Annotated in this window: 22 protein-coding genes; 12 read left to right on the top strand and 10 right to left on the bottom strand. The window is 49.3% G+C overall.

All coding sequences use genetic code 11. The features are described 5' to 3' along the window. The first annotated feature begins 26 nt into the window (after positions 1-26). The 3 genes from rpsT (at position 27) to GK091_RS06280 (ending at position 3,194) form a co-directional block, all read left to right on the top strand. Positions 27-293, top strand: a complete 267-nt coding sequence (rpsT, locus tag GK091_RS06290) for a 30S ribosomal protein S20 (RefSeq protein ID WP_164035744.1) — start codon at positions 27-29, stop codon at positions 291-293. 122 nt (positions 294-415) lie between these two features. Further along, entirely contained in the window at positions 416-1,111 is a 696-nt protein-coding gene (gene radC, locus GK091_RS06285) for a RadC family protein (protein ID WP_164035743.1), read from the top strand. Between the two features lie 505 nt (positions 1,112-1,616). Continuing rightward, on the top strand, positions 1,617-3,194 hold the full coding sequence (locus GK091_RS06280; RefSeq protein WP_164035742.1) for a M81 family metallopeptidase: 1,578 nt from the start codon (positions 1,617-1,619) through the stop codon (positions 3,192-3,194). A gap of 369 nt (positions 3,195-3,563) precedes the next feature. Here the strand turns inward: GK091_RS06280 and GK091_RS06275 are convergent, their stop codons facing one another. The 4 genes from GK091_RS06275 to GK091_RS06260 all read right to left on the bottom strand — a co-directional run bounded on the left by GK091_RS06275 (position 3,564) and on the right by GK091_RS06260 (position 8,083). Next, the gene (locus GK091_RS06275) at positions 3,564-4,715 is read right to left on the bottom strand and encodes a site-2 protease family protein (protein WP_164035741.1); all 1,152 of its coding nucleotides are present in this window, start codon (positions 4,713-4,715) and stop codon (positions 3,564-3,566) included. Positions 4,716-4,770: 55 nt separating this feature from the next. Beyond that, positions 4,771-5,412, bottom strand: coding sequence for an HAD family hydrolase (locus GK091_RS06270; protein WP_164035740.1), 642 nt, complete (start codon positions 5,410-5,412; stop codon positions 4,771-4,773). Between the two features lie 185 nt (positions 5,413-5,597). Then, positions 5,598-6,566, bottom strand: coding sequence for an acetyl-CoA carboxylase carboxyltransferase subunit alpha (locus GK091_RS06265; protein ID WP_164035739.1), 969 nt, complete (start codon positions 6,564-6,566; stop codon positions 5,598-5,600). A gap of 71 nt (positions 6,567-6,637) precedes the next feature. Further along, entirely contained in the window at positions 6,638-8,083 is a 1,446-nt protein-coding gene (locus tag GK091_RS06260; protein WP_164035738.1) for an MBL fold metallo-hydrolase RNA specificity domain-containing protein, read from the bottom strand. A 145-nt stretch (positions 8,084-8,228) separates the two neighbouring features. Here GK091_RS06260 and dacB point away from each other — a divergent pair, with 145 nt between their 5' ends. Then, positions 8,229-9,758 (top strand): D-alanyl-D-alanine carboxypeptidase/D-alanyl-D-alanine endopeptidase, encoded by a 1,530-nt coding sequence (gene dacB / locus GK091_RS06255; RefSeq protein ID WP_317166275.1) that lies wholly within the window; start codon positions 8,229-8,231, stop codon positions 9,756-9,758. 9 nt (positions 9,759-9,767) lie between these two features. Here dacB and GK091_RS06250 read toward each other — a convergent pair whose 3' ends face one another. From GK091_RS06250 to GK091_RS06235, 4 genes are all read right to left on the bottom strand, one after another. Beyond that, on the bottom strand, positions 9,768-10,232 hold the full coding sequence (locus tag GK091_RS06250) for a response regulator (RefSeq protein WP_164035736.1): 465 nt from the start codon (positions 10,230-10,232) through the stop codon (positions 9,768-9,770). Then, positions 10,186-11,667, bottom strand: a complete 1,482-nt coding sequence (locus GK091_RS06245) for a sensor histidine kinase (RefSeq protein ID WP_246202152.1) — start codon at positions 11,665-11,667, stop codon at positions 10,186-10,188. The genes GK091_RS06250 and GK091_RS06245 overlap by 47 nt, the downstream gene beginning before the upstream one ends. Before the next feature lie 96 nt (positions 11,668-11,763). Further along, entirely contained in the window at positions 11,764-12,303 is a 540-nt protein-coding gene (gene hslV / locus GK091_RS06240) for an ATP-dependent protease subunit HslV (protein WP_164035735.1), read from the bottom strand. A gap of 110 nt (positions 12,304-12,413) precedes the next feature. Beyond that, positions 12,414-12,917: an Lrp/AsnC ligand binding domain-containing protein gene (locus tag GK091_RS06235; protein WP_164035734.1), complete on the bottom strand. Its 504-nt coding sequence runs from the start codon at positions 12,915-12,917 to the stop codon at positions 12,414-12,416. A gap of 536 nt (positions 12,918-13,453) precedes the next feature. Here GK091_RS06235 and lepA point away from each other — a divergent pair. Further along, positions 13,454-15,241, top strand: coding sequence for a translation elongation factor 4 (gene lepA, locus GK091_RS06230; RefSeq protein ID WP_164035733.1), 1,788 nt, complete (start codon positions 13,454-13,456; stop codon positions 15,239-15,241). Between the two features lie 58 nt (positions 15,242-15,299). Here the strand turns inward: lepA and GK091_RS06225 are convergent, their stop codons facing one another. Continuing rightward, positions 15,300-16,436: a 5-(carboxyamino)imidazole ribonucleotide synthase gene (locus tag GK091_RS06225; protein WP_164035732.1), complete on the bottom strand. Its 1,137-nt coding sequence runs from the start codon at positions 16,434-16,436 to the stop codon at positions 15,300-15,302. 122 nt (positions 16,437-16,558) lie between these two features. Further along, entirely contained in the window at positions 16,559-17,260 is a 702-nt protein-coding gene (locus GK091_RS06220; RefSeq protein ID WP_164035731.1) for a head GIN domain-containing protein, read from the bottom strand. 281 nt (positions 17,261-17,541) lie between these two features. Between GK091_RS06220 and GK091_RS06215 the strand changes: the two genes are divergently transcribed. The 7 genes from GK091_RS06215 (at position 17,542) to GK091_RS06185 (ending at position 22,362) form a co-directional block, all read left to right on the top strand. Then, complete coding sequence (locus GK091_RS06215; protein WP_164035730.1) at positions 17,542-18,228, top strand: ABC transporter ATP-binding protein; 687 nt, start codon at positions 17,542-17,544, stop codon at positions 18,226-18,228. A gap of 258 nt (positions 18,229-18,486) precedes the next feature. Continuing rightward, on the top strand, positions 18,487-19,074 hold the full coding sequence (locus GK091_RS06210) for a hypothetical protein (RefSeq protein ID WP_164035729.1): 588 nt from the start codon (positions 18,487-18,489) through the stop codon (positions 19,072-19,074). A 186-nt stretch (positions 19,075-19,260) separates the two neighbouring features. Beyond that, the gene (locus GK091_RS06205) at positions 19,261-19,965 is read left to right on the top strand and encodes a DUF1361 domain-containing protein (RefSeq protein WP_164035728.1); all 705 of its coding nucleotides are present in this window, start codon (positions 19,261-19,263) and stop codon (positions 19,963-19,965) included. Between the two features lie 44 nt (positions 19,966-20,009). Next, positions 20,010-20,393 carry a diacylglycerol kinase family protein gene (locus GK091_RS06200; protein WP_164035727.1) on the top strand — a complete coding sequence of 128 codons (384 nt, stop codon included), beginning with the start codon at positions 20,010-20,012 and terminating at the stop codon, positions 20,391-20,393. A gap of 92 nt (positions 20,394-20,485) precedes the next feature. Next, positions 20,486-21,133 (top strand): hypothetical protein, encoded by a 648-nt coding sequence (locus GK091_RS06195; RefSeq protein WP_164035726.1) that lies wholly within the window; start codon positions 20,486-20,488, stop codon positions 21,131-21,133. Next, complete coding sequence (locus tag GK091_RS06190; protein ID WP_164035725.1) at positions 21,130-21,426, top strand: winged helix-turn-helix domain-containing protein; 297 nt, start codon at positions 21,130-21,132, stop codon at positions 21,424-21,426. The genes GK091_RS06195 and GK091_RS06190 overlap by 4 nt, the downstream gene beginning before the upstream one ends. A gap of 60 nt (positions 21,427-21,486) precedes the next feature. Further along, the gene (locus tag GK091_RS06185; protein WP_164035724.1) at positions 21,487-22,362 is read left to right on the top strand and encodes a glycosyltransferase family protein; all 876 of its coding nucleotides are present in this window, start codon (positions 21,487-21,489) and stop codon (positions 22,360-22,362) included. Positions 22,363-22,433 lie beyond the last annotated feature (71 nt).

The following is a 22,433-nucleotide window of genomic DNA, read 5'->3' as shown; positions in this document are numbered from 1 at the left end:
GACAACGATTTTTATATCACATACAAATGGCAAACCATAAGTCAGCAAAAAAAGCAATCCGGTCTAGCGCAAAGAAGCGGTTAATGAACCGTTATCAGAACGTAACAACACGGAACATGGTAAAAAAACTACGTACCACTACCGACCACGCAATGGCCGTTGAGTTGTTCAAAACAGTAGCTTCGGCACTGGATAAACTTGCGAAACGCAACATCATCCACAAAAACAAGGCTGCTAACAACAAATCGAAACTGGCTCGTCTGGTAAACGGATTGAAAGTCGCTTCGGCTTAGTGCGCGGTAGGTTACTCATTATGTAGTAACGAATTTACTGTTTATGAAACCTTATCTTTTTGCGGATAAGGTTTTTTTATGCACCTTGGAAATGAAAATGCTTCCGTAACGCACCCATTTCCATGACTTACGAAACCTCCGGTACTATCCAAAGCTGGGCTGAAGAAGACCGCCCACGCGAAAAATTGATGCTGAAAGGCAAGGCCGCCCTTTCCGAGGCCGAATTGATTGCCATCCTGATCAACTCGGGTACCGTTGACATGACAGCCGTCGATGTAGCGAAGATTATTCTCAAAAGTATTGGTAATAACTTAAACGAACTGGCGAAGCTGAGCATCAAAGACCTCTCTAAATTTCGCGGTATCGGTGAAGCAAAAGCCATTACTATTGTAGCCGCTCTCGAATTGGGTCGCCGTCGGAAAGAGCAGGACCGACCGCAGCGGGCACGGATTACCTGCTCGCGCGATGCCTATAACGAACTGTTGCCGCACCTGCTCGATAAACCCCACGAAGAATTCTGGATTTTACTGCTGAACCGGGCCAACGAAGTTCTTCGGCCCGTGCAGATCAGTTCAGGGGGCGTATCGGGCACGGTAGCCGACACCAAACTTATTTTCAAGCAGGCTATCGAGCACCTGGCATCATCGATCATTCTGATCCATAACCATCCGTCCGGTAATCTTACGCCTTCGCAAGCCGACAAGGACATGACCCGAAAACTTAAAGAAGCCGGACGGTTGTTGGAAATTCCGGTGCTCGATCATCTGATTTTTACGGACAAAGCCTATTTTAGCTTTGCCGACGAAGGGTTGTTATAATGCTATCTAATGTCTGCATATTGATGCGCTGTGCGCAGAGACTGAAATATAATTTTTAGTATAGGTCTTTGACCAGCTTACAATCAGTTGAGCAAGCATTGGGCAGGAGTATTGATGGCCCATTTACACTGTCCACACAGAATCAGGTCTTCTGCTGGCTAATTAAGACTACATAAAGGAACAGAATACCGATAAAATAGAGGCAAGTTTTCAGTTGGACTATTCTTATAATAGAATTATGGCACTATACTTTGTATACGCGTCGAAATGAATTACATTCGTTCATCAAAGGGAGTTTAACGATTCCCTTATGGTGTGGATAGAAGCGAAAAGCAGATTGACTTTGTTAATCTGCTTTTTTGTTTTCCGAGAATTTGCGTTTGTACCCGCAAACTCGACTGATTTATCGACTCGACTGGCTGATCGGCGAAAAAACGGACACGACCCTATCAATCAGAATGCTCATGAATAGTTGCCCAATCTACTGAATGCCTTAAATTGGGGCATGAAACAGATTATTTTAGGATTCACCGCCTGTTTTTTAGCCCTTGGAGGAAGCTTTGCCCAGTCGAACAGCCATAGCGAAGCAGCAAAATTACCTCGCATTGGTATAGCAGGTCTGGGTATCGAATCAAGTACGTTCTCTCCCGCCGTTACGCGTGAAGAAGCGTTCCATGCCCGCTACGGGCCCGAAGTGTTCAACGCTTACCCATTCATGATGGCGATATCGCCCCTTCGGAAACAGGCCGTATGGCTCCCTGCTATCGTGGGTAAATCGCTACCGGGAGGAGCGGTAACCAGAGAAGCCTACGAATCGCTGGTCAATAAAACGCTGGACTCACTCAGGAAGTACGGCCCCTACGATGGTCTATATTTTGATATTCACGGGGCCATGAGCGTCATCGGTCTGGATGATCCCGAAGGCGATTTCATCACCCGAATTCGAAACGTGATCGGCTACAAAACGCTGGTTTCCACATCAATGGATTTGCATGGCAACGTATCCTGGCGGTTGGCTCAAAATTCTGATCTGATAACCTGCTACCGGATGGCACCCCATGAAGATGCAATGCAAACAAAAGAAAGAGCAGTAACAAACTTACTCGAGCGCATCAAAAACGGGAAAGGCAAACCAGCCTACAAAGCCTGGATACCCATACCCATACTATTACCGGGGGAGAAAACAAGTACGCGCATTGAACCGGGCAAGAGCCTTTATCAACAGGTTGAACCCATTGCCGATCACCAGGACGGTATCGTTGATGCGGCCATCTGGATCGGGTATGCCTGGGCCGACGAGCCACGCAATCAGGCGGTTGTGATGGTAACGGGCGATGACAAGCAAAAAGTGACTCAGGCAGCGGAGAAACTGGCTCTCAATTTCTGGAACGTACGCAAACAGTTTGACTTCGTGGCACCTACCGGCACATTGGAAAAATGTCTGGCCAATGCACTGGCTAGTAAGAAACACCCATTTTTCATCAGCGACACGGGCGATAACCCCACTGCTGGTGGCGCAGGTGATGTGACCTGGACACTCACGCAGATATTGGCTCGTCCGGAGTTTCAGCGGGCAGATGGCCCTTCGTTGATTTATGCGTCTATCCCCGGTCCGGAACTGGTCAAAAAAGCCATAGCGGCTGGCGTTGGCGGCCAGGTTGACGGTAATGCCGGGGCGAGTGTAGATGCTCGTTTCTCACCACCGATCCGGCTCAAGGGCATGGTCGAGTCTATCGAATATGGCGACAAAGATGCCAAGGTTGAAGTCGTTGTGAAAGTAGGCAGCGTTCATGTCATCGTTACCCAAAAGCGCAAACCCTATCACAAAGAAAAGGACTTTACCAGACTGGGCCTCAATCCCAGAAAGTCCGATATTGTCGTGGTGAAAATTGGTTACCTCGAACCTGAACTGTATGCAATGCAAGCCGACTGGATCATGGCGCTGACACCGGGTGGAGTCAATCAGGATTTAGCCCGCTTACCTTACAAGCGGATCAAACGGCCTATGTTCCCTTTTGACGCCAACATGAAAACCCCGGACTTATCAGCCCAGTTTGTGCCCCTGTCTGGTGCTGCGAAATAAAGATTTTTGAAAATTATTGATGTGACTGATCAAACGTATTCATGAGATGACTTTTTTTAGTCATCCCACGAATACGTTTGCTTACGCGGATAGTCTTGGGCACAACTGATAGCCAGTTTTACACGTCTATTCTTAGCGATAAAAGACGGATGACGGTAATTGTGCAGCCAGCAGGCAAGCTGGAAAAAATTTCGTCGCTATGGTAGCTTTGGAAAGGAACCTATGCAAACAGGAATTGGCCAAACATTTTTCAGATCATGACATACAGATAGTAGTCTTTCCTTTAAAAGTTGGTTGACAAATTCGATCCCTGTAGTGAAACGTACTGATTCAGATTGTATTTCTTCCAGTGCGATCCGGCTGTATTTATCAGGAAATCAGGAAAGGTTTCAGGCTAAAGCACAGGACGAAAACGACCAGCGCGAACCAGCCCAGTATCTTCCGTTTCGCATCAAGAGGCTCCTGTAATTCTGTTTCCGGATGATAGATGCCGAGAAAACGGCCCAGGACGAATACAAAAACAAGAAAACCAGAGTAGCCCTCCCAATCTGGCCGAATCCAGGAAAAAGCCAGCTGGGTCACCACAACGCTGAGTGTAATAAGCAAAGACGTCATGCGATTCTCGCTGATACGAGAGAAAGCCAGATACAGGAAACCGATATATAAGCCGAAGGAACCCAATTCGGAGAAGAAGGCGTCGTCGCTGGGTATGGCAAAATCAGCTGGCTTGAAAACACCTAGCCCGGCATAGAAAGCAAACAAAATGAACAAGGCCGGTGCTACCCAGCGGAAACGCTCCCGGCCAATCAGTGCATAAAGAATATGGCCACCATCCAGTTGCCCGATCGGAATCAGGTTGAGCGAGGTAAAAAATAGCGCCAGATAGCCAGCCAGCACATACGGATAATGAATCATCTCATACGGATGCGGCACTCGGGCGGGATCGGCCACGTACGTTTTGAAAAAGGTAAACAGCAGATTATCCCCAAGCCCTACAGCCCCGCCCGCTGGCATATTACGGTACGCATACTGTCCATAATCCAGCCCCCACTTTTGATACTCCGGGTGAATGGTGAAGATAAATTCGGGCGGTGGCAGGTGCGTAAACGCGTACCAAAGCACGACCAGAGCAAGCGCAAAGCCGGCCAATGGTCCGGCAATCCCGATATCGAAATACTTTTTACGACTGTTGATATAGTCTTGAATCCGGATAAACGCTCCCAGTGTGCCAATGCTTTGCCCGATTCCCAGCCAGAGTGGGATATAATACGGTAACGATACGCGGACCCGATTAGCTTTGGCGGTGAAATAATGACCAAATTCATGCACGGTCAGGATCGCCAGGAATGGCACCGAAAACTGAAAACCCGCAACAAACTCCTTCCATCCCAGCGTTTCCATCCCTTCGATCGGTATGAACAACCGGCCAAACATCCACTCGGCCCCGGCCATGGTGGTGGTGATGAGGGTAACTAAAAAAAGACCTCCGTGGAGGAGGTATGTTTTGGTACGTTGATTCATCCGGAGTAACGTGGGACCAGTCCCGCGCTTTATTAACAACTTGTGAACGTGTCGTTTAAACCACGTCGTTTAGATAATCTAAAATCGTTTTGGGCGGCTGGACATGAACGGCCTGAATACCTAGCCCGGCAGCAGCCCGGATGTTAGCAGCATTATCATCAAAAAAAGCGGTTTCCTTTGCCTCCAGTCCGGCTTCGCTCAACACATGCTGATAGATTTCGGGCGAGGGCTTGGCCAGCCGGACTTCATAGGAATAAAATACGCGTTCAAAGAGTTCCTCCAGCGTAGGCTGGTTCATAGTCTGAAGCACATAATTGACCTTCCGGATATGAATCGGACTGGTGTTGCTGAGCAGGAAAAGCCGGTGGTTCTGTTTCAGTTCTTTAATTCGCTCAATACGTTCGAGGGGTAGATCGAGCAGTACCGTATTCCAGGCGGTATCGATAACCTCATCGGCCCAACTGTCACTCTTTAACAGTTTCCGAACGTGGTTTCGAAAGGCATCGTCGTCGATCAGACCAGTTTCGTACTGGTTCAGAATATCGAATTGTTTCCACATAGCCGCAACGTCCGCTTCGGGCAGGTTAGCCAGATTGGCAAAGTTGCGGATCGGAGCCGTCAGATCAATCGGAATAATGACATCACCGAGGTCAAAAATGAGATTTTTAAGCGTCGTTGTCGTAGTTGCAGAATCCATTCAAAACCGGATCGTTAAACGTTCTATTAACCGGAAATCAAAGATAAGGTTAGATTTGCAGACAAACTGATTAGGAGAATCATTTACTGATCTATCACTAGACAACTGGCGGTTTGTTTACACATAAACAAGCCGCTGAGACCAACCCAGCGGCTTGTTTATGTGTATCGGGGTGGTTCAACCGGCTACTCCAGCACGACGCCCATCGAACAGAATTTATCAATTCGCTGGTTGATACGTTCCTGCGGTTCTAACGCGTTCAGTTGAGCTAGTGCATCAAGAATAACGTTTTTGAGGATATACGCCATTTCCTGGTGATCGTTGTGGGCACCACCAAGCGGCTCTTCCACAATACCATCCACCAATTTGTACATCTCCATATCGCGGGCCGTGAGCTTCATGGCTTCGGCAGCTTGTTCTTTAAAATCCCAGCTTCGCCAGAGGATTGTCGAGCAGTTTTCGGGCGAAATAACGGAATACCAGGTGTTTTCGAGCATTAGCACCCGATCACCGATGGCAATACCTAAGGCACCACCCGATGCGCCTTCACCGATGACGATGCAAATGACGGGTACGGTCAGCATGAACATCTCCTTCAGGTTGCGCGCAATGGCTTCTCCCTGTCCGCGTTCTTCAGCTTCGAGGCCAGGAAATGCGCCCGGCGTATCGATCAGTGTAATGATTGGCTTGTTGAATTTTTCGGCCAGTTTCATCAGCCGCAGTGCTTTCCGGTAGCCCTCGGGGTTTGGCATACCGAAGTTGCGGTGCTGACGTTGCTTGGTGTTACGGCCTTTCTGCTGACCAATGATCATGACCGTCTGGTCCGGTCCGCCGTTGCGGCCCAGATCGCAAAAGCCGCCAACCATCGCCGGATCGTCACGGACAGTCCGGTCACCGTGCAACTCGATGAACTGATCGCACATGAGCGAAATATAGTCGAGCGTGTAGGGCCGGTCGGGATGGCGCGACAGTTGAACCCGTTGCCAGCGCGTAAGGTTCTGAAATATTTCCCGACGTAGCTTGTCAATGCTCTGCTCTAGTACCTTGACCGCTTCGCTGACGTCTACGTTGCTGGTTTGAGCCAATCGTTTGGTTTCTTCCAGCCGCGCTTCGAGGTCGGCAATGGGCTTTTCAAAATCGAGGTATGTTCTCATGGAATGAGTGAGTTGGCTGATGGCGGCCAAACGGCTTGTTTAGGGTCCATTGAGTCGTCATCAGTCATCATTTATAAGTCAAAGCTTTCGCCTTTCTTCGGGATTATGACCTGCGGATACCCTTCTTCGGCCAGCGTGGCTTTGAACGTTTCCATACTACCATATTCACCGTGGACGAGAAAAATATTTTTAAGGAGTTCGGGCGACTGCATACTGACAAAATTGATCAGATCATTCCGGTCACCGTGGCCGCTGAACACATCAATCTTTTCGATACTGGCCAGTACCTGGTGGTCCTTTCCTTTGATGCTGAGCGTTTGCTGACCGTTCAATAACCGCCAGCCAAGGGTTCCCTCGGCGCAGTAGCCAATCATCAGGATTGTTGAATAAGGATTGCTGATATTTTCGGCAACGTGGTATTCAACCCGACCACCCTGAACCATACCCGATGACGAGATAATGATGCAGGGTTCACCATAATTTGAAACGGCTTTACTGGCTTTCGACGATTCCAGAAACTGGAAATTCTGGAAATCGAACAACGCTTCGTTCTCTTTGTAGAACTCTCTGGCTTCTTTGTTCAGCATACTAATGTGCTGATTATAGATTTTAGAGCTTTCGAAAGCCATTGGGCTATCCGAGAATACCCGGATAGGCGGGAAATCACGCTCGGTATAGAGTCGATTCAGTGTATATAGCAGCGCCTGCGTTCGGCCAACGCTAAACGAAGGAATGATGAGTCGTCCCGGAATATCGATACAGGTCCGCTGGATAACATCGGCCAGCGCGTCTTCGGGCGACTGCATGTTCTCATGCAGCCGATTGCCGTACGTGCTTTCGCAGATGAGGTAATCGACCTGTGGAACGGGCGCGGGGTCAACCAGCAACGGGTAGTTTTTACGACCAATATCGCCGGAGAAACAGATGCTTTTCTTCACCCCGTTCTCGATCACATTGATCACAATGTGAGCCGCACCGAGTAAGTGACCAGCGGGAAAGAACGTAACGTCGACGCCGTCAGCCACGCGAAATTTCCGGTTAAACGCAATTGGAACCACGCTCTCCATCGTTTCACGCACCTGCCGATCCAGAAAAAGATCTTTCTGCATTTGCGCCTGTCGATCCCGTACACGCTGTTTTTTACTGGCATTCAGCTCGTTTATCCGCTTTTGGTTCAGCGAAGCGGCATCTTTCAGCAGCACATTGGTGAGTGAAAAGGTCGGTTCCGTACACAGAATCTGACCTTCGTAGCCCTCCCGGAATAGGTTAGGCAGATTGCCGGAGTGATCCACATGGGCGTGGGTCAGCAACACTAAATTTATACTTGAAGCCTCAAACGGGAAAAAGCCCAGGTGAGGAGTAGTTGGGGCGATCTCGTGCGATCCGGCCTGACCGTTAGCGCTGGGCCGCTCCATATCCGACCCACAGTCAATTAGGATGCGGTAATCATCCTCCAGTTCCAGCAGGTACATGCTGCCTGTTACCTGCCGGGCCGCCCCCATAAACGATAATTTCATGCGTACAGCTTAAAAAAAACCAATGTCGTTTGTTTGATGTCTCGTAATGGGTGGGACTTAACACAAGCTAGGTGGTGCGTATTATGTAAGTTTGCAAAAGTACGAAATAGACCCCGAATCGCCTAACCGTCTCCGAATGCTCTTTATGCCCCGCTTGCTCTTATTCGTTTCGTTAATCACTTATTCAGTTTGTTTTTATACACGGGGGAACACCCCGGCGACCCGGCAACCCGCCGTCGATTCGCTGGCAACCCAGCGGTTGCTGGCCAGCGTGGAAGCTTTTCAGTCGGGACCGGCCGCTCGATTTGGTACAGTAGCCCTGTCTGTTCGGCGGGCCAGTGATGGGCTCGAACTTATTGGTTTCAATGCCCACCAGAGCCTGCCATCAGCGTCGACGCTCAAGCTTATCACTACAGCGACAGCCCTATCCGTGCTGGGTAGCAACTATACGTACACAACAACACTGGAATATGATGGGACGATTAAAGACAGCGTTTTAACGGGTAACGTTTATATCCGGGGTTCAGGAGATCCTTCGCTGGGAAGCTGGCGATTTCCGAATTACTTTGACCTCAACGCGTTGCTTACGTACTGGTCTACAGCCGTTAAGGCCGCAGGCATTCGTCGAATTGAAGGGGCCGTTGTCGGTGATGCCAGCCTGTACGATGACCTGACAACACCCGATACATGGCCGTTTGGTGACCTGGGCAATTACTACGGAGCCAGTCTGAGCGCACTGACTATTAATGAGAATCTGTACCGCGTTTTTTTCAAAACTGGCAAATCGGTCAATGTTCCAGCCAGTGTTTTACGAACCGATCCCGTCCTCCCCTACCTTACGTTTCGCAACATGGTCGTAACCGATGCGCCTAATACGGGTGATCATGTCAACATTTATGGCACGCCTTTTATGAACCAGCAATGGCTGACAGGCAAGGTGCCGATCGGTGAACCAGCGAATGAATTTAGCGTGAAAGGCTCTATGCCCGATCCGGCTTTTTTTACTGCTTTTGCGCTCCAGGAAAAATTAAAACAAGATAAAATAGTTGTTACTGGATCACCCTTATCGGTAGGTGGTGGGCTGCCAAACACCGTTTCTGCCCTGGGCAAACGAACTCTTTTGAATCAACACCGTTCGCCCACGCTGGTCGAACTGGTCCAGCAAACGAATTTCCAGAGTATCAATCTCTATGCAGAAGCCCTCCTCCGAACCACGGCGCTGGCGCTGAACAAAACCGTTCGATCGACCAGCAGCAGTATTGACGCGATCACCACCTTCTGGAAGAGCAAAGGGGTGACTTTAGATGGGTTTCGCATTCGGGACGGCAGTGGTCTGTCAGCCGTGGGAGCGCTTACCGCCGATAACATGACGGGCATTCTGAGCGCGATGAGTCGCGATAAGGCATTTCCACAATTCTACGAAACCATTCCGATCGTCGGACAAACGGGAACCGTCAGAAGTCTGGCACGAGGGACTGTTGCAGCGGGAAAAATCCGGGCAAAAAGTGGTTCAATCGAAGGGGTCAGGGCGTATGCTGGCTACTTCAGAACGGCAGATGGCGAGCTTCTGAGCTTCTGCGTACTTGTCAATAAGTTTACCCCCGGCCAGAATCGTGCGGTTACGGCTGAACTAGAGAAAATATTTGTCGGGCTGGTGGGTCTGCCTGGGAAGTAGTCTATACAACTACTCTCCCAGTTCGTTATCACAAACCGTAACGACATTGAACCAATACTGGCCAATGGCTTTCGTCACTTCGCTGAGCCGCTGGAACGTTGGCGGCTTGGTAATGAAGCTGTTGGCACCATTGAAATAGGAGGTTTCAATATCGTCTTTGGCATCAGAGGTTGTCAACACTACAATTGGAATATGACGAAGCTGCTCGCTGGATTTTATCTCGCGCAACGCTTCGCGCCCGTCCTTACGGGGCATGTTCAGATCCAGCAAAATCAACTCCGGTAATGTATGCCCCGAATTGCTGTAACGGCCCTGATAATTCAAAAAATCGAGCAGATCTTCGCCGTCTTCGGCAAACGAAATACGACTTGCCGGATAATGCTGATGGAAGGCTTCACGTGTGAGGTAACGATCGTCCTCATCATCGTCAACTAGCAGAATATGAATAGCTCTCTGTTGGATTTGATCGGTCATAGTCTTGTAGTGATTGGCTTTCGGGTAAGACCACAATAAACGTTGTGCCTGACCCCGGCTGGCTTCGGGCTGTGATGTGGCCCTGGTGGGAAACCGCAACCCGCTTACAAATGGCGAGTCCGATGCCAGTACCTTCAAATTCACTCTTACCGTGCAAGCGTTGAAAAACTTTAAAAATATGCTCTAAATATTTTTCGTCAAAACCGATACCGTTATCTTCTACATTAATTTCGAAGTAAGGTCGGCCGGCGATTAACTCGGGATACGACGAACCGTCTACGGGTTTTGCCTGTATGCGAAGTAATGGCTGCACATCGGCCCGCGTAAATTTCAGCGCGTTAGAAATCAAGTTCGTAAACAAGTGATCCATCTGGCTCCCTATCGCCTGAATGACGGGCAAATCACCGACTTCCACCCGAACGTCCAATCCATTGATGCGTAGTTCCTGATCATCCAGTATCCGCTGAATAATCGTGTTCAGGGGTATACTTTTGAACGCTTCCTGATGATTCGAAATTCGGGAAAAATTCAGGAGATCCTTGATCAACTTCGACATTCGCCCCGCCGAATTAACAATTTTGTCCATAAACAGCAAACTATCGCCATCGAACAGATTGCCATACCGATCGGTGATCAGATTAGCGAACGACTGGATTTTCCGAAGGGGTTCCTGCAAATCATGGCTGGCCACGAACGCAAATCGCTCCAATTCCTCATTAGAGGCTTCCAGTTGTCGAATCTGCTCCCTTAAACGGGCTTCGTACCCGCGGAGCTGGTCTTCGTTCCGCTGTCGACTGATCAGTTCCTGCTCCAGCAATCGGTAGGATACAACCAGGGCTAGAAACGTGAGTAACGAGAGCGCAAAAATAATAATAAGTGTGTTCCGAAACGATCGCCCTGCCTGTCGGTTTCGCGCTTCCATCAGCGTCCGTTCGGTATCGACCATGATGGCCACGTGTCGCCGGAGCGCTTCCATTCGAATCCGACCCTCGTCGCTTAGCTTCAGCGTCACCGGTACGTTACTGGCCCGGTTTTTTACCCGCATCTGCGAAATCGCCAGTTTTGCCTTGACAAGTTCGTTCAGTGTTGCCACCCGCTGAATCTGTAGGGCATTTTCGTTCATAAGCGTATCCAGTTGCTTACGTTCGGCAGGCAGGAGCCTCAGCGCTTCTTTATAAGGAGCCAGATAGGCGGTATCGTTTGTCAGAATATAGCCTCGTGAGCCCGTTTCAACGTCTTTGACCAGCGACAGAACCGTTTCGAGCGAGCTAACGGCCTCGTACGTGTGCCGGACCCGTTCCGTATCGTTTCCGTATTGGTTATAGCTGTAAAAAGACAGCGTAAACCCTGAAGCCATCAAAACCATTGCCACGAAGAAGCCTAACGCAATGCGTCGGTTCATAATCTTCGGAGCTGACTGGTTAAGAAATTTCATAAACGCCGGAGAGTTCTCTACTGCGCAAATATAACTAAAGAATGGGCAAACTTATTTCCGTCAGCATGCCGAGCCATAAGCCAGTACTTCTACTTGTTACAGTGTTTCAACAACCAGGTTGTGGTTGGTGTAGATGCAGACATCGGCGGCTATATGCAAGCTTTCGCGAACCATTTCCTCCGCCGACAGGGACGTAGCGTGCTTTTTCAGGGCAATAGCCGCCGACTGCGCATAAACACCCCCCGACCCAATGGCCGCGACATCGTTGTCGGGTTCGAGCACATCACCCGTGCCCGAAATCATCAGCAAGTCCTCTTTGGAAGCCACAATCAGCATGGCTTCCAGCTTACGCAGGTAACGATCCGTGCGCCAGTCCTTCGCCAGTTCAATAGCGGCTCGCTTTAAATTACCGCCGTAAGCATTCAGTTTTTCTTCAAATCGCTCAATCAGCGTAAAGGCATCGGCCGTTGAACCGGCGAAACCGGCCAGCACCTTGCCGCCCATCAGCACGCGAACTTTACGAACATTACTTTTGGCAACAGTGTTGCCCATTGTAGCCTGGCCATCAGCACCAAGTGCGACGTGGCCATTATGCCGGATACCGACCACCGTAGTGGCATGAATTGTGGGTTGCATGGAATAAAAATTGTCAGCCCCTATAACGTACAAACATTCGTTTACGGTTCATCATTGTCGGTGGCGGACACTAAAGCCGGGGATTCGCTCATCAGCGACGGGCAGACTATTCACTCCCGGACTTCGGCAAAGGGAATGGGCCGGTTGACGCTTTCTTCCAGCGAGATAAACGTTTCGGTCCGTTGAATACCAGCAACTTTCTGAATTTTGTCGTGCAGCACCTCACGCAGATGCTGCGTATCGCGACAGACTATTTTAGCGAAAATACTGTAGATGCCTGTCGTGTAATGGACATTAACAATTTCCGGAATCTTTTCCAGTTGCTCGGAGACTTCGCTATAGAGTGAACTCTTATCGAGATAAATCCCCAGAAAAGCACTGATGTCCCAGCCAAGTTTGGCGTGATCAATAACCAGTTGAGAGCCCCGAACTATGCCCATCTGCTTTAATTTGTTCATTCGGACGTGAACCGTCCCACCCGATACACTAATTTCCTTACCGATCTCGGTGAAAGGCATGTTAGCGTCCTTCATCAGTAATTTCAAGATCTTAAGATCCGTTTTATCAACCTTCTTTAGATCGGCATTATCAATTTCTAAATTTTTCTCGGTCATTTTTAGTTTATTTTTCAGAAGTATCAACAAAAATAGCCTTTTTTTGAATAGGATGTAAATTTTAAGAAATTTTCATGTAAAATTTGCAATAAAATACCTTAATCCATTACCTTTGTATTGTCAAGTTGATCGAGCGGGGTCACACGCCGATCCTCTTGATTCTTTTTCTCACACTGTAGGATGTCGAAATTGGCAGACGTGCCCTCCTGTCTCGGGGGTGGTGATAAGGGATAAACGCAGCATAATGCCGCCCGATGTGGATTCATCTGCTAAGGCGACTGGGGTTGACCACCAGAGTTGTACTGTAGCTAACTGCACCGTGGGCGGTTCGAGTCCCCCTCCTACAGCATTTTGCCGCTTCGGCGGCCCGGCGGTTCGCCGATACGATTTTAGTTTGTTGATGAAGTGTAATTGAACACGCCGGCTCCCTGATGAGTCCGGCGTTTGTTTTTTTGTAGCCGTTCTTATCTAGCCCAAACGCGGACTTTTTTACCTATTTTTGCCGTTTAGTAGTAAAGACTCCTCCGTTTTCCAACGTGAAACATATCCGTAATTTTTGCATTATTGCTCATATCGACCACGGCAAGAGTACCCTGGCCGACCGACTGTTAGAATTCACCAAGACTGTAGGGTCACGCGATATGCAGGCTCAGTTGCTCGACGACATGGATCTGGAGCGCGAGCGGGGCATCACCATTAAGAGTCACGCGATTCAAATGGATTATATGTACAACGGTGAGTTGTACACGCTAAACCTGATTGACACGCCAGGTCACGTCGATTTTAGCTATGAAGTGTCGCGGTCGATTGCGGCCTGTGAGGGTGCGTTACTACTCGTTGATGCCTCGCAGGGCACCGAAGCGCAGACCATTTCCAACCTCTATCTGGCGCTCAACAACGATCTGGTCATTATTCCCGTGCTGAATAAAATTGACCTGCCCGGTGCCATGCCCGAAGAGATCAAGGATGAGATGGTCGATCTGCTAGGCTGTAAGCGCGACGACATCATTCCCGCATCGGGCAAAGAAGGCATTGGCGTTCCCGAAATCCTGGCGGCCATTGTCGAGCGGATTCCCGCACCGAAAGGCGATCCAAACGGTTCTCTGCAAGCCCTGATTTTTGACTCACACTTCAACTCCTACCGGGGTATTGAGGTTATTTTCCGAGTAAAGAATGGCCGCATTCGCAAAGGTGACAAAGTAAAGTTCATGAATACCGGCAAAGAGTACACTGCCGACGAGATTGGAACGTTACGCCTGTCGCAGGAGCCCAAAGATGTCATTGAATGTGGCGACGTAGGCTACCTGATCTCAGGTATTAAGGTAGCGAAAGAAGTCAAGGTGGGCGATACCGTTACCACTATCGATAATCCCGCCAGTGCTGCCATTCAGGGCTTTTCGGAGGTTAAGCCAATGGTATTCGCCGGTATTTATCCGGTGGAGACCAGCGAATTTGAAGACCTGCGTGACGCGATGGAAAAGCTGCAACTGAACGATGCGGCTCTGGTCTGGGAGCCTGAAACATCGGCAGCGCTGGGTTTTGGCTTTCGCTGCGGTTTTCTGGGAATGCTCCACATGGAGATTGTGCAGGAGCGGCTGGAACGCGAGTTCGATATGACCGTTATTACCACTGTTCCATCGGTTCGCTTCGAGGTATTGACCACAAAAGGGGAGGAACTTCAGGTATCGGCACCAGCCGAAATGCCCGAACCAAACCTGATCGATTATATTGAAGAACCGTTTATTCGGGCGCAGATCATCTCAAAATCCGAGTACGTTGGCGGCATTATGAGCCTGTGTATGGACAAGCGAAGCATTCTCAAAAACCAGGTTTACCTGACCGCCGATCGGGTCGAACTTCAGTTTGAGATGCCGTTGGCCGAGGTTGTATTCGACTTCTTCGATAAACTCAAGACAATTTCGCGCGGCTACGCATCGCTTGACTACGAGTTCATGGACAACCGTGAATCCGACATGGTAAAGCTGGATGTAATGCTCAACGGCGACAAAGTTGATGCGTTGTCGGCCATCGTTCACCGGTCAAAGTCGTATGAGTGGGGTAAAAAACTGTGCGAAAAGCTCCGGGAATTGATTCCCCGTCAACAATTCGAGATAGCGATTCAGGCTGCCATTGGACAGAAGATTATTGCCCGAGAAACCCTAAGCGCCTTGCGTAAAGACGTACTGGCGAAGTGTTATGGCGGTGATATATCGCGTAAACGCAAACTGCTCGACAAACAGAAAAAGGGGAAGAAACGGATGCGCCAGGTTGGCAACGTCGAAATTCCACAGGAAGCGTTTATGGCCGTTCTGAAAATCAACTAAAAAAAAGCCTCACCTGAAAAGGTGGGGCTTTTTTGGGCTAGTACATCGGTTCACTTCATCAAGTCACGACACGAATTCCTGCTTTAACCTCCGACACTTTCTCGCGTAGTCGTTCCAGTGAATCATCCATAACGGTTACGTGGCCCATCTTGCGGAATGGTTTGGTGATCGCTTTCCCATAAAAAAACGGAAATACACCCGGCATAGCCAACAGATTTTCCAGCCCCTCGTATATCGCCGGACCGGTATGGCCATCCTCACCAAGCAAGTTCACCATAGCGGCTGGCTGGTAGGCCGTTGTGTCGCCAAGAGGATAATTGAGAATAGCCCGCCAGTGCTGTTCGAACTGCGACGTAACATTCGCCCGAATCGATTGGTGACCACTGTTGTGCGGACGCGGAGCTACTTCGTTGATCAGTACGTTTCCCATCTTATCCAGAAATAGCTCAACAGCGAGCACACCAACAATACCGAAGGCATCGGCAGTACGACGGGCAATGTCCTGCGCCTGCTTGTCGATCGCTGCTGAAATCTGTGCCGGAGCGAATAAATATTCGACCAGATTCAGTTCAGGATGGAAGACCATTTCAACCGTTGGAAACGTCTGTACCTCGCCCCGTTCGTTACGAGCAACGATAACGGCCAGCTCTTTCTCGAAATCAACGGCTTTTTCCAGTACGCCCGGCGCATCGAATGCCTTACCAACATCGGCGACCGATGCGATTCGCTGAACGCCCCGCCCATCGTAACCATCCCGACCCAGTTTGTGAAAAGCCGGAAAAAAATCGGGCTGATGTATTTCCAGGAGTGCAACATCCGCCCGGTTGTCGGTGAGCACAAAATCGGCGGTGGGGAGGTTATGATCGCGGTAGAACTGTTTCTGAAGCCGTTTGTCCTGAATAACACGAATAACGGCTGGTTGCGGAAATACCTTCTTTCCTTCCCGTTCCAGCGCTTCGAGCGCTTCAACATTGACCCGTTCAATTTCGATGGTCAGTACGTCGACCGTTTGTCCAAACTGATATACGGTGTCGTAATCCGTAAGCGCGCCCTGCGTAAATTGCGTACACAGATGTCGGCAGGGTGCTTCCGCATCGGGGTCGAGAATATGAACGCGGAGGTTCCAGTCTATAGCGGCTTGCAGCAGCATCAGACCAAGCTGGCCCCCGCCAAGAATACCAATAGTCGGTGTCAAGAGGGTAATTGGTTGAATCGTACCTGAGTATTAGCTGCGTCAGCAACTAGGCTGTAAAATTACCTCAATCAACCAATTACCCTACTAACTCATGCCGCTTAATTAGGAGACGGACAATGTAGTTAATTTTTGTGCTTGATGTCTGATCCGCCAGACTCACTCTTTGACAGCACTTTAGCCGAGCCGTAATAATAAATATCGGAACCACCGGATGCCTTCATACTCAATTCTTTGGTTGCGTTAACGTATACATCTGAGCCACCCGATGAACTGGCATTACAGACTTCAACCGTTAGTTCACGCGCATCGAGATCGGCTCCTCCGGAACCTTTGGCGTTGAGCGACCGCGCCGAACCCTCCAGAATAGCATCAGCACCGCCCGACGCAGATACATTCAGGTCATCGGCTTTAAGATCCAGTTTCACATCCGAACCACCCGATGCCTCAAGATTTAAATCGTTAAACGACAGTCGGCCCTGTCCAAACACGTCGGCACCACCTGATGCCTGAAGGTTGGTCAACTGCCTGAAGGTTAGATACGCTTTTACATAACTACTGCGACCGAAAGACCAGTTCATAACGCCTTTACGGTCAATGTAGAGTTTCAGGACACCGTTCTTTATCTCCGACTTGACATCTTCTTCGTCGATCCCTTTGGCTTCAAGTGACAGCTTTTCCGAACCGCCCTGCGTCAAATAAACATCAATGCCACTGCTGACGCTTAGGCTTGTAAAGCCCGACACCGAACGATCTTTTTTCCAATCGGTACTGGCCGAGTTCATGCCAGCCGTCATTACCAGGATCGATAAAGCTATAGTTTTCATAGTTTACAAAATGAGTTGATTTATGTGAAGATGCACGAAAAGGTTATTATGTTGCATAACGGTCCAAAAATTCTGTCCGGTTTCGGGGGTGGCTTTGTCCGCTAACGGACGACGAACCGGAATTAGTTTAGAGTAATTAGCTAGTAAACAATGCATTATAAGTCTGGCACGACACTTGAGCGCGATAGACCGAAACAAATTCACCCGGTGCAGGCTAAAAGCCGGTGAAGAACGCATTGCTTCTTTAAACCTCGACGAACGTCTTTCTACGATAACCGATTATGATTCATCTTAACAACGTCTCTAAATACTACCCGGCTGGCTTTGGCCGAATCTATGTGTTGCGGAACATAAGCCTCGACATTTCGCAGGGCGAGTTCGTGTCGATCATGGGTCCATCGGGGTCGGGAAAATCAACGTTACTGCATATTCTGGGCTTGCTCGAAGAGCCATCGGATGGTGAGTATTTGTTCGAAGATCAGCCCGTTCAAAAATTATCGGAGAAGAGACGAACCGAACTCCACCGAACTCAGATCGGCTTCGTATTTCAGGCGTATCACCTGATCGACGAACTGACGGTTTATGAGAACATTGAAACGCCACTGCTCTATAAAGGACTGAGCGGGTCAGAACGCAAAAGCCGCGTGGCTGAACTCCTGGATCGCTTCAATATTGTCGCCAAAAAGGATTTATTTCCCGCCCAACTATCAGGGGGGCAGCAGCAACTAGTGGGTATTGCCCGTGCATTGGCGGCTGAACCGTCCGTTATTTTCGCCGATGAGCCGACCGGAAATCTGCATTCCGATCAGGCGCGCGACATCATGGAAATTTTCAGTGAGTTAAATAAGAAAGACGGCGTAACTATTGTTCAGGTGACCCACTCGGAAGTAAATGCCCAATACGGTTCGCGCATAATCCGGCTGAAAGATGGCTGGCTCGAACCCGAAGTCGCCAAAGCAGCCCTCTAATGTAGCCCTGACTTTACTCTTTAGTCAAGCACAGCAAGGATTTCGGTCCTTGCTGTGCTTGACTCTTTTTTTAACAGCTTATTAACCTGAAAATCATCTCATTATAATATCATCCAGCGAGGTTTACAGCGCCTAACAACGCAACGCGAATTACACAGATGAAACACAAGTACAGGAACACAGTCAGCTACAACGAATCAGTACCCCGTTTGGCTGCACAGATCTTTTAATGTTGTTTCACTAATTCGTTCGACTGTTATGAAAACTATAATGCTGGCCTTCGTAGCCGCGTTGCCCCTTTCTGTTGTAGCTCAACAGGCTGATCAGTTCACGTTGTTTCCCGACAATGGTATCTATTTGTCAGCCACCGATTTTTCGACACACCAATTGACAGATGGTTTCAATGACGACCAGCCGGGCTATCGGTTGCGCGATGAAGCCTTCGGGAACGCGATAAAGGTCGATCAGCCCAATGCGCCGGAAGCTAAAATACCACTCTCAAACTTGTGGGGAGAGCGCAAAGAAGGTGTCGATTACCGGAGTTTTAACAACGATCTCTTTCGCGTTGAGCACACCGATCGTATAGTCATCTACAGCAAGCCAGCCAATACGTGGTTAGCCAGTGGCGGGTCTGCTTCTTCGGCAACGCTGTATTACTTCAGTCGGGAGGCAAATTCGCCCATTCACCTCATTACAAGCGAAAACCTGAAGGATATTTATTACGACCAGCCGGATAAAACAGCGGCTTTTGACAAACTTGACGATGTGACCAAACCAACGGACAAGGTTAGACAGCTCATTCGTCTGTTTTATCCAGTTGATACTACCCATCATACAGCCTCTTGATCGGCTACCTGAAACTCAGGCATTCATTTCGTCCCCGAACCAATTTGTTCACTGGTTTGGGGACGAAATTCGTATTTAGGCTCCTTGACGTTAAGTAAAGCGCGTTACCGCCATAAATAATTTGTGGTAGCGTTGGGCAACTCTGTATCTTTTTGTTTTACTTTGTAAAACAAAGTACTTTTATATATGCAACAGATAGTATACTTCCCCCAACGTGGGTTGGTTAATCGAACGGGCCAGCCCAAGACGGGCAAGGGCTTACAGGCAATAGCCGCAATGACGGCAGCCGGATTATGTCTAGTCATCACGCGTGGTCTCCTCACCGGTAACTGGTGGTTTTTCATCATGTTAACCTGGAACCTCTTTCTAGCCTTTTTTCCACTGGGCGTTGTCCTCATCCTGCGCGATTTGCGACGAAGTGGTTTTCTAAGTCGCTGGTTGTTTGGATCCTGCCTGGCAATCTGGCTCGCGTTTTTACCTAATGCCCCCTACATCATCACCGACCTGTACCACATCAAGAACGTCGACAATCCATTGCTCTGGTTCGACACCATGACCATTTTCCTGTTTGCGCAAACGGGTCTATTGATCGGTTTGTACTCGATTCTGATCGTTCATCGTCTAGTTCGTCCGCTTATTGGTGCCAAGCTAACCTGGCTCGTCTTGCTGACCGGTCAGTTGCTATCGGGTTTCGGTATTTATCTGGGTCGATTTGGCCGGTGGAACAGCTGGGATGTGCTGACAAACCCGCTGAATCTGTTCAGCGCGATTGCCGATGCTACCCATAATCACCTGAGCATAAAGCTTACTTTAGCGTACGGCTTTGTGCTGGTGGTTCTGTACGTAGCCTTCTGGTGGTATGTCGACTACGAGGCCGATCACGCTAACTGATGGCACGGTGGAATTCACTTCTATTTTAATAGTAAGTTTGCCACATGATTAATGTTCGTAAGGTCTGGCGTAGTTTCGGATTTGCAGGACAAGGTATTGTTGCTCTGTTTCGCTACGAAAACAACGCCAGGGTCCATCTGCTCATCGCCGGATTGGTGCTTCTGGCGGGATGTTGGCTACACCTTAGTCTTGTGGAGTGGTCGATTCTGCTTACTCAGATTGGGCTGGTCTGGGCTGCCGAAGCGTTCAACACGGCCATCGAAAAATTATGCGATTTTGTTTCCCCCGGACTACATCCGCAGATCAAAGCGATCAAGGATCTTTCGTCGGGAGCGGTGCTTATTCTGGCCATCGCAGCCGTCGTTGTCGGACTGCTTATTCTCGGCAGTAAACTACTGGCTATTTTTGGCATTCATATCATTAGTTAACACCAGTCGGTACCAAACAACCGTAATGACGGGCTGTTATGCTGGTAGCGTTACAATCAATTCGTATAATCAATAAACGATATACTCTTTTCATGTACGAATCCCGCGAACATCTACAGACGCTGACGGAGATCCGAAGCCTGATGGAACGCTCCTCCAAATTCTTGTCCCTGAGTGGTTTATCAGGCGTATCGGCCGGTATCATCGCGTTGCTTGGGGCAGGCGTTATTTACGCTCGTCTGCGAACGGACACTTTTCAGGCACTGAATTACCAGCGGCTCGAACTCTATGACAATGCCGCGCACCAGTCTATTCGTGAATTTCTGATCACAGTGGCCATCGTTGTCCTGGTATCCGCTTTACTGGCCGGAAGTTATTTTACGATTCGCAAAGCCCGGCGGCAAGGACTGAGCGTCTGGAACAGATCATCGCAACGGCTGTGGTGGGCTTTGGCCGTACCGTTGGCAGCCGGGGGCGTATTTTGTCTGGCACTGCTTCAGTATAACCTCATCTGGCTGGCCTTTCCGGCGACCCTTATTTTTTACGGCTTGGCGTTGCTCAATGGTAGTAAGTATACCGTTCGGGACGTTGAATCACTGGCTTACTGTGAAATTGCCCTCGGCCTTCTCTCGCTCTTCCGGCCGGGGTATAATTTACTGACCTGGTCCATTGGTTTCGGTGTCCTGCACATCGTTTATGGGTTGGCCATGTACTTCAAATACGAACGCAATACCGCATGAAAGACCTGCTTGCTCAGTTTAATAAAGCATTTGAGAGTAAAGCGCGGCTGAATATCATGTCGGTCCTGATGGTCAATGACTCCATGAGTTTCAACGCGTTTAAAGAACTGCTCGGTCTCACGGATGGCAATCTGGCTACCCATCTGCGGGCGCTGGAAGAATCGGGCTATGTATCCGTGCAGAAACAATTTATCGGGCGTAAACCAAATACGACTTACTCCACTACCGACACGGGGCGACAGGCCTTTGCCGACCACCTCAACGCGCTGGAAGAGTTTATCCGGAATATGTAAGGTCAATATAACAGACCAGTGCAGGGCTTGTATCTTTGCATCCGTCGTTATTTATAGCTCATGAAAGTTACCGGGTTCAGCATCGTCAGAAACGCCCTTACATTCGATTATCCCATCGTCGAAGCCATTCAATCCGTTCTACCCCTCTGCGACGAGTTTGTTGTGGCCGTTGGTAAGTCGGATGATGACACGCTGGCGCTGATTCAGGGTATAGGTTCAGACAAAATCCGGATCATCGAAACCGTCTGGGACGATTCACTTCGGACCGGTGGGCAGGTACTGGCGGTAGAAACCAACAAGGCGCTGGCCGCTGTTTCGGCAGATACCGACTGGGCCTTTTACATCCAGGGGGATGAGGTGCTCCATGAACGCTATATACCGGTTGTCCGGCAGGCTATGGAGCAGTACCTGGACCAGCCTATAGTAGAAGGACTTCTGTTCAACTACCTTCATTTTTACGGATCATACCGCTACATTGGCGATTCTCCCCGGTGGTATCGACACGAAATCCGGGTCATTCGTAACACCGGACATGTTACAGCCTATCGGGATGCGCAGGGATTCCGAACAATCGATAACCAGAAATTACGCGTCAAACTGATCGATGCCTACATCTATCATTATGGCTGGGTAAAACCACCTGAGGTTCAAAAGCATAAGCTGGCCGGTACACAACGCTTCTGGAACGGCGATCAGCAAATCGAACAGGCGCACCAGACGCTCAGCGATTTTGACTACAGCACCATTGATGCACTGGCCGAGTTCAAGGATACGCAACCGGCGGTGATGCAGCCCCGAATAAAGGCGCAGAACTGGCAGTTTGACTTCGACATTCGGGAAAAAAGATATTCGGCCAAAAATCAGCTAAAGACATTTGTCGAACGTCTGACCGGATGGCGGATGGGCGAATATCGAAACTACAAATTGCTTCGGTAGAAAACTCGCCATGCTAACAGGGCGAAACGGCGTAAATTCGGCATCTTTGCACAACTCAACCGAGTTAGTGT

Source organism: Spirosoma agri (genome assembly GCF_010747415.1).
Lineage (GTDB): Bacteria > Bacteroidota > Bacteroidia > Cytophagales > Spirosomataceae > Spirosoma > Spirosoma agri.
Note: the sequence above shows the minus strand (reverse complement) of the source record. Positions and strands in the feature narration are given on the sequence as shown.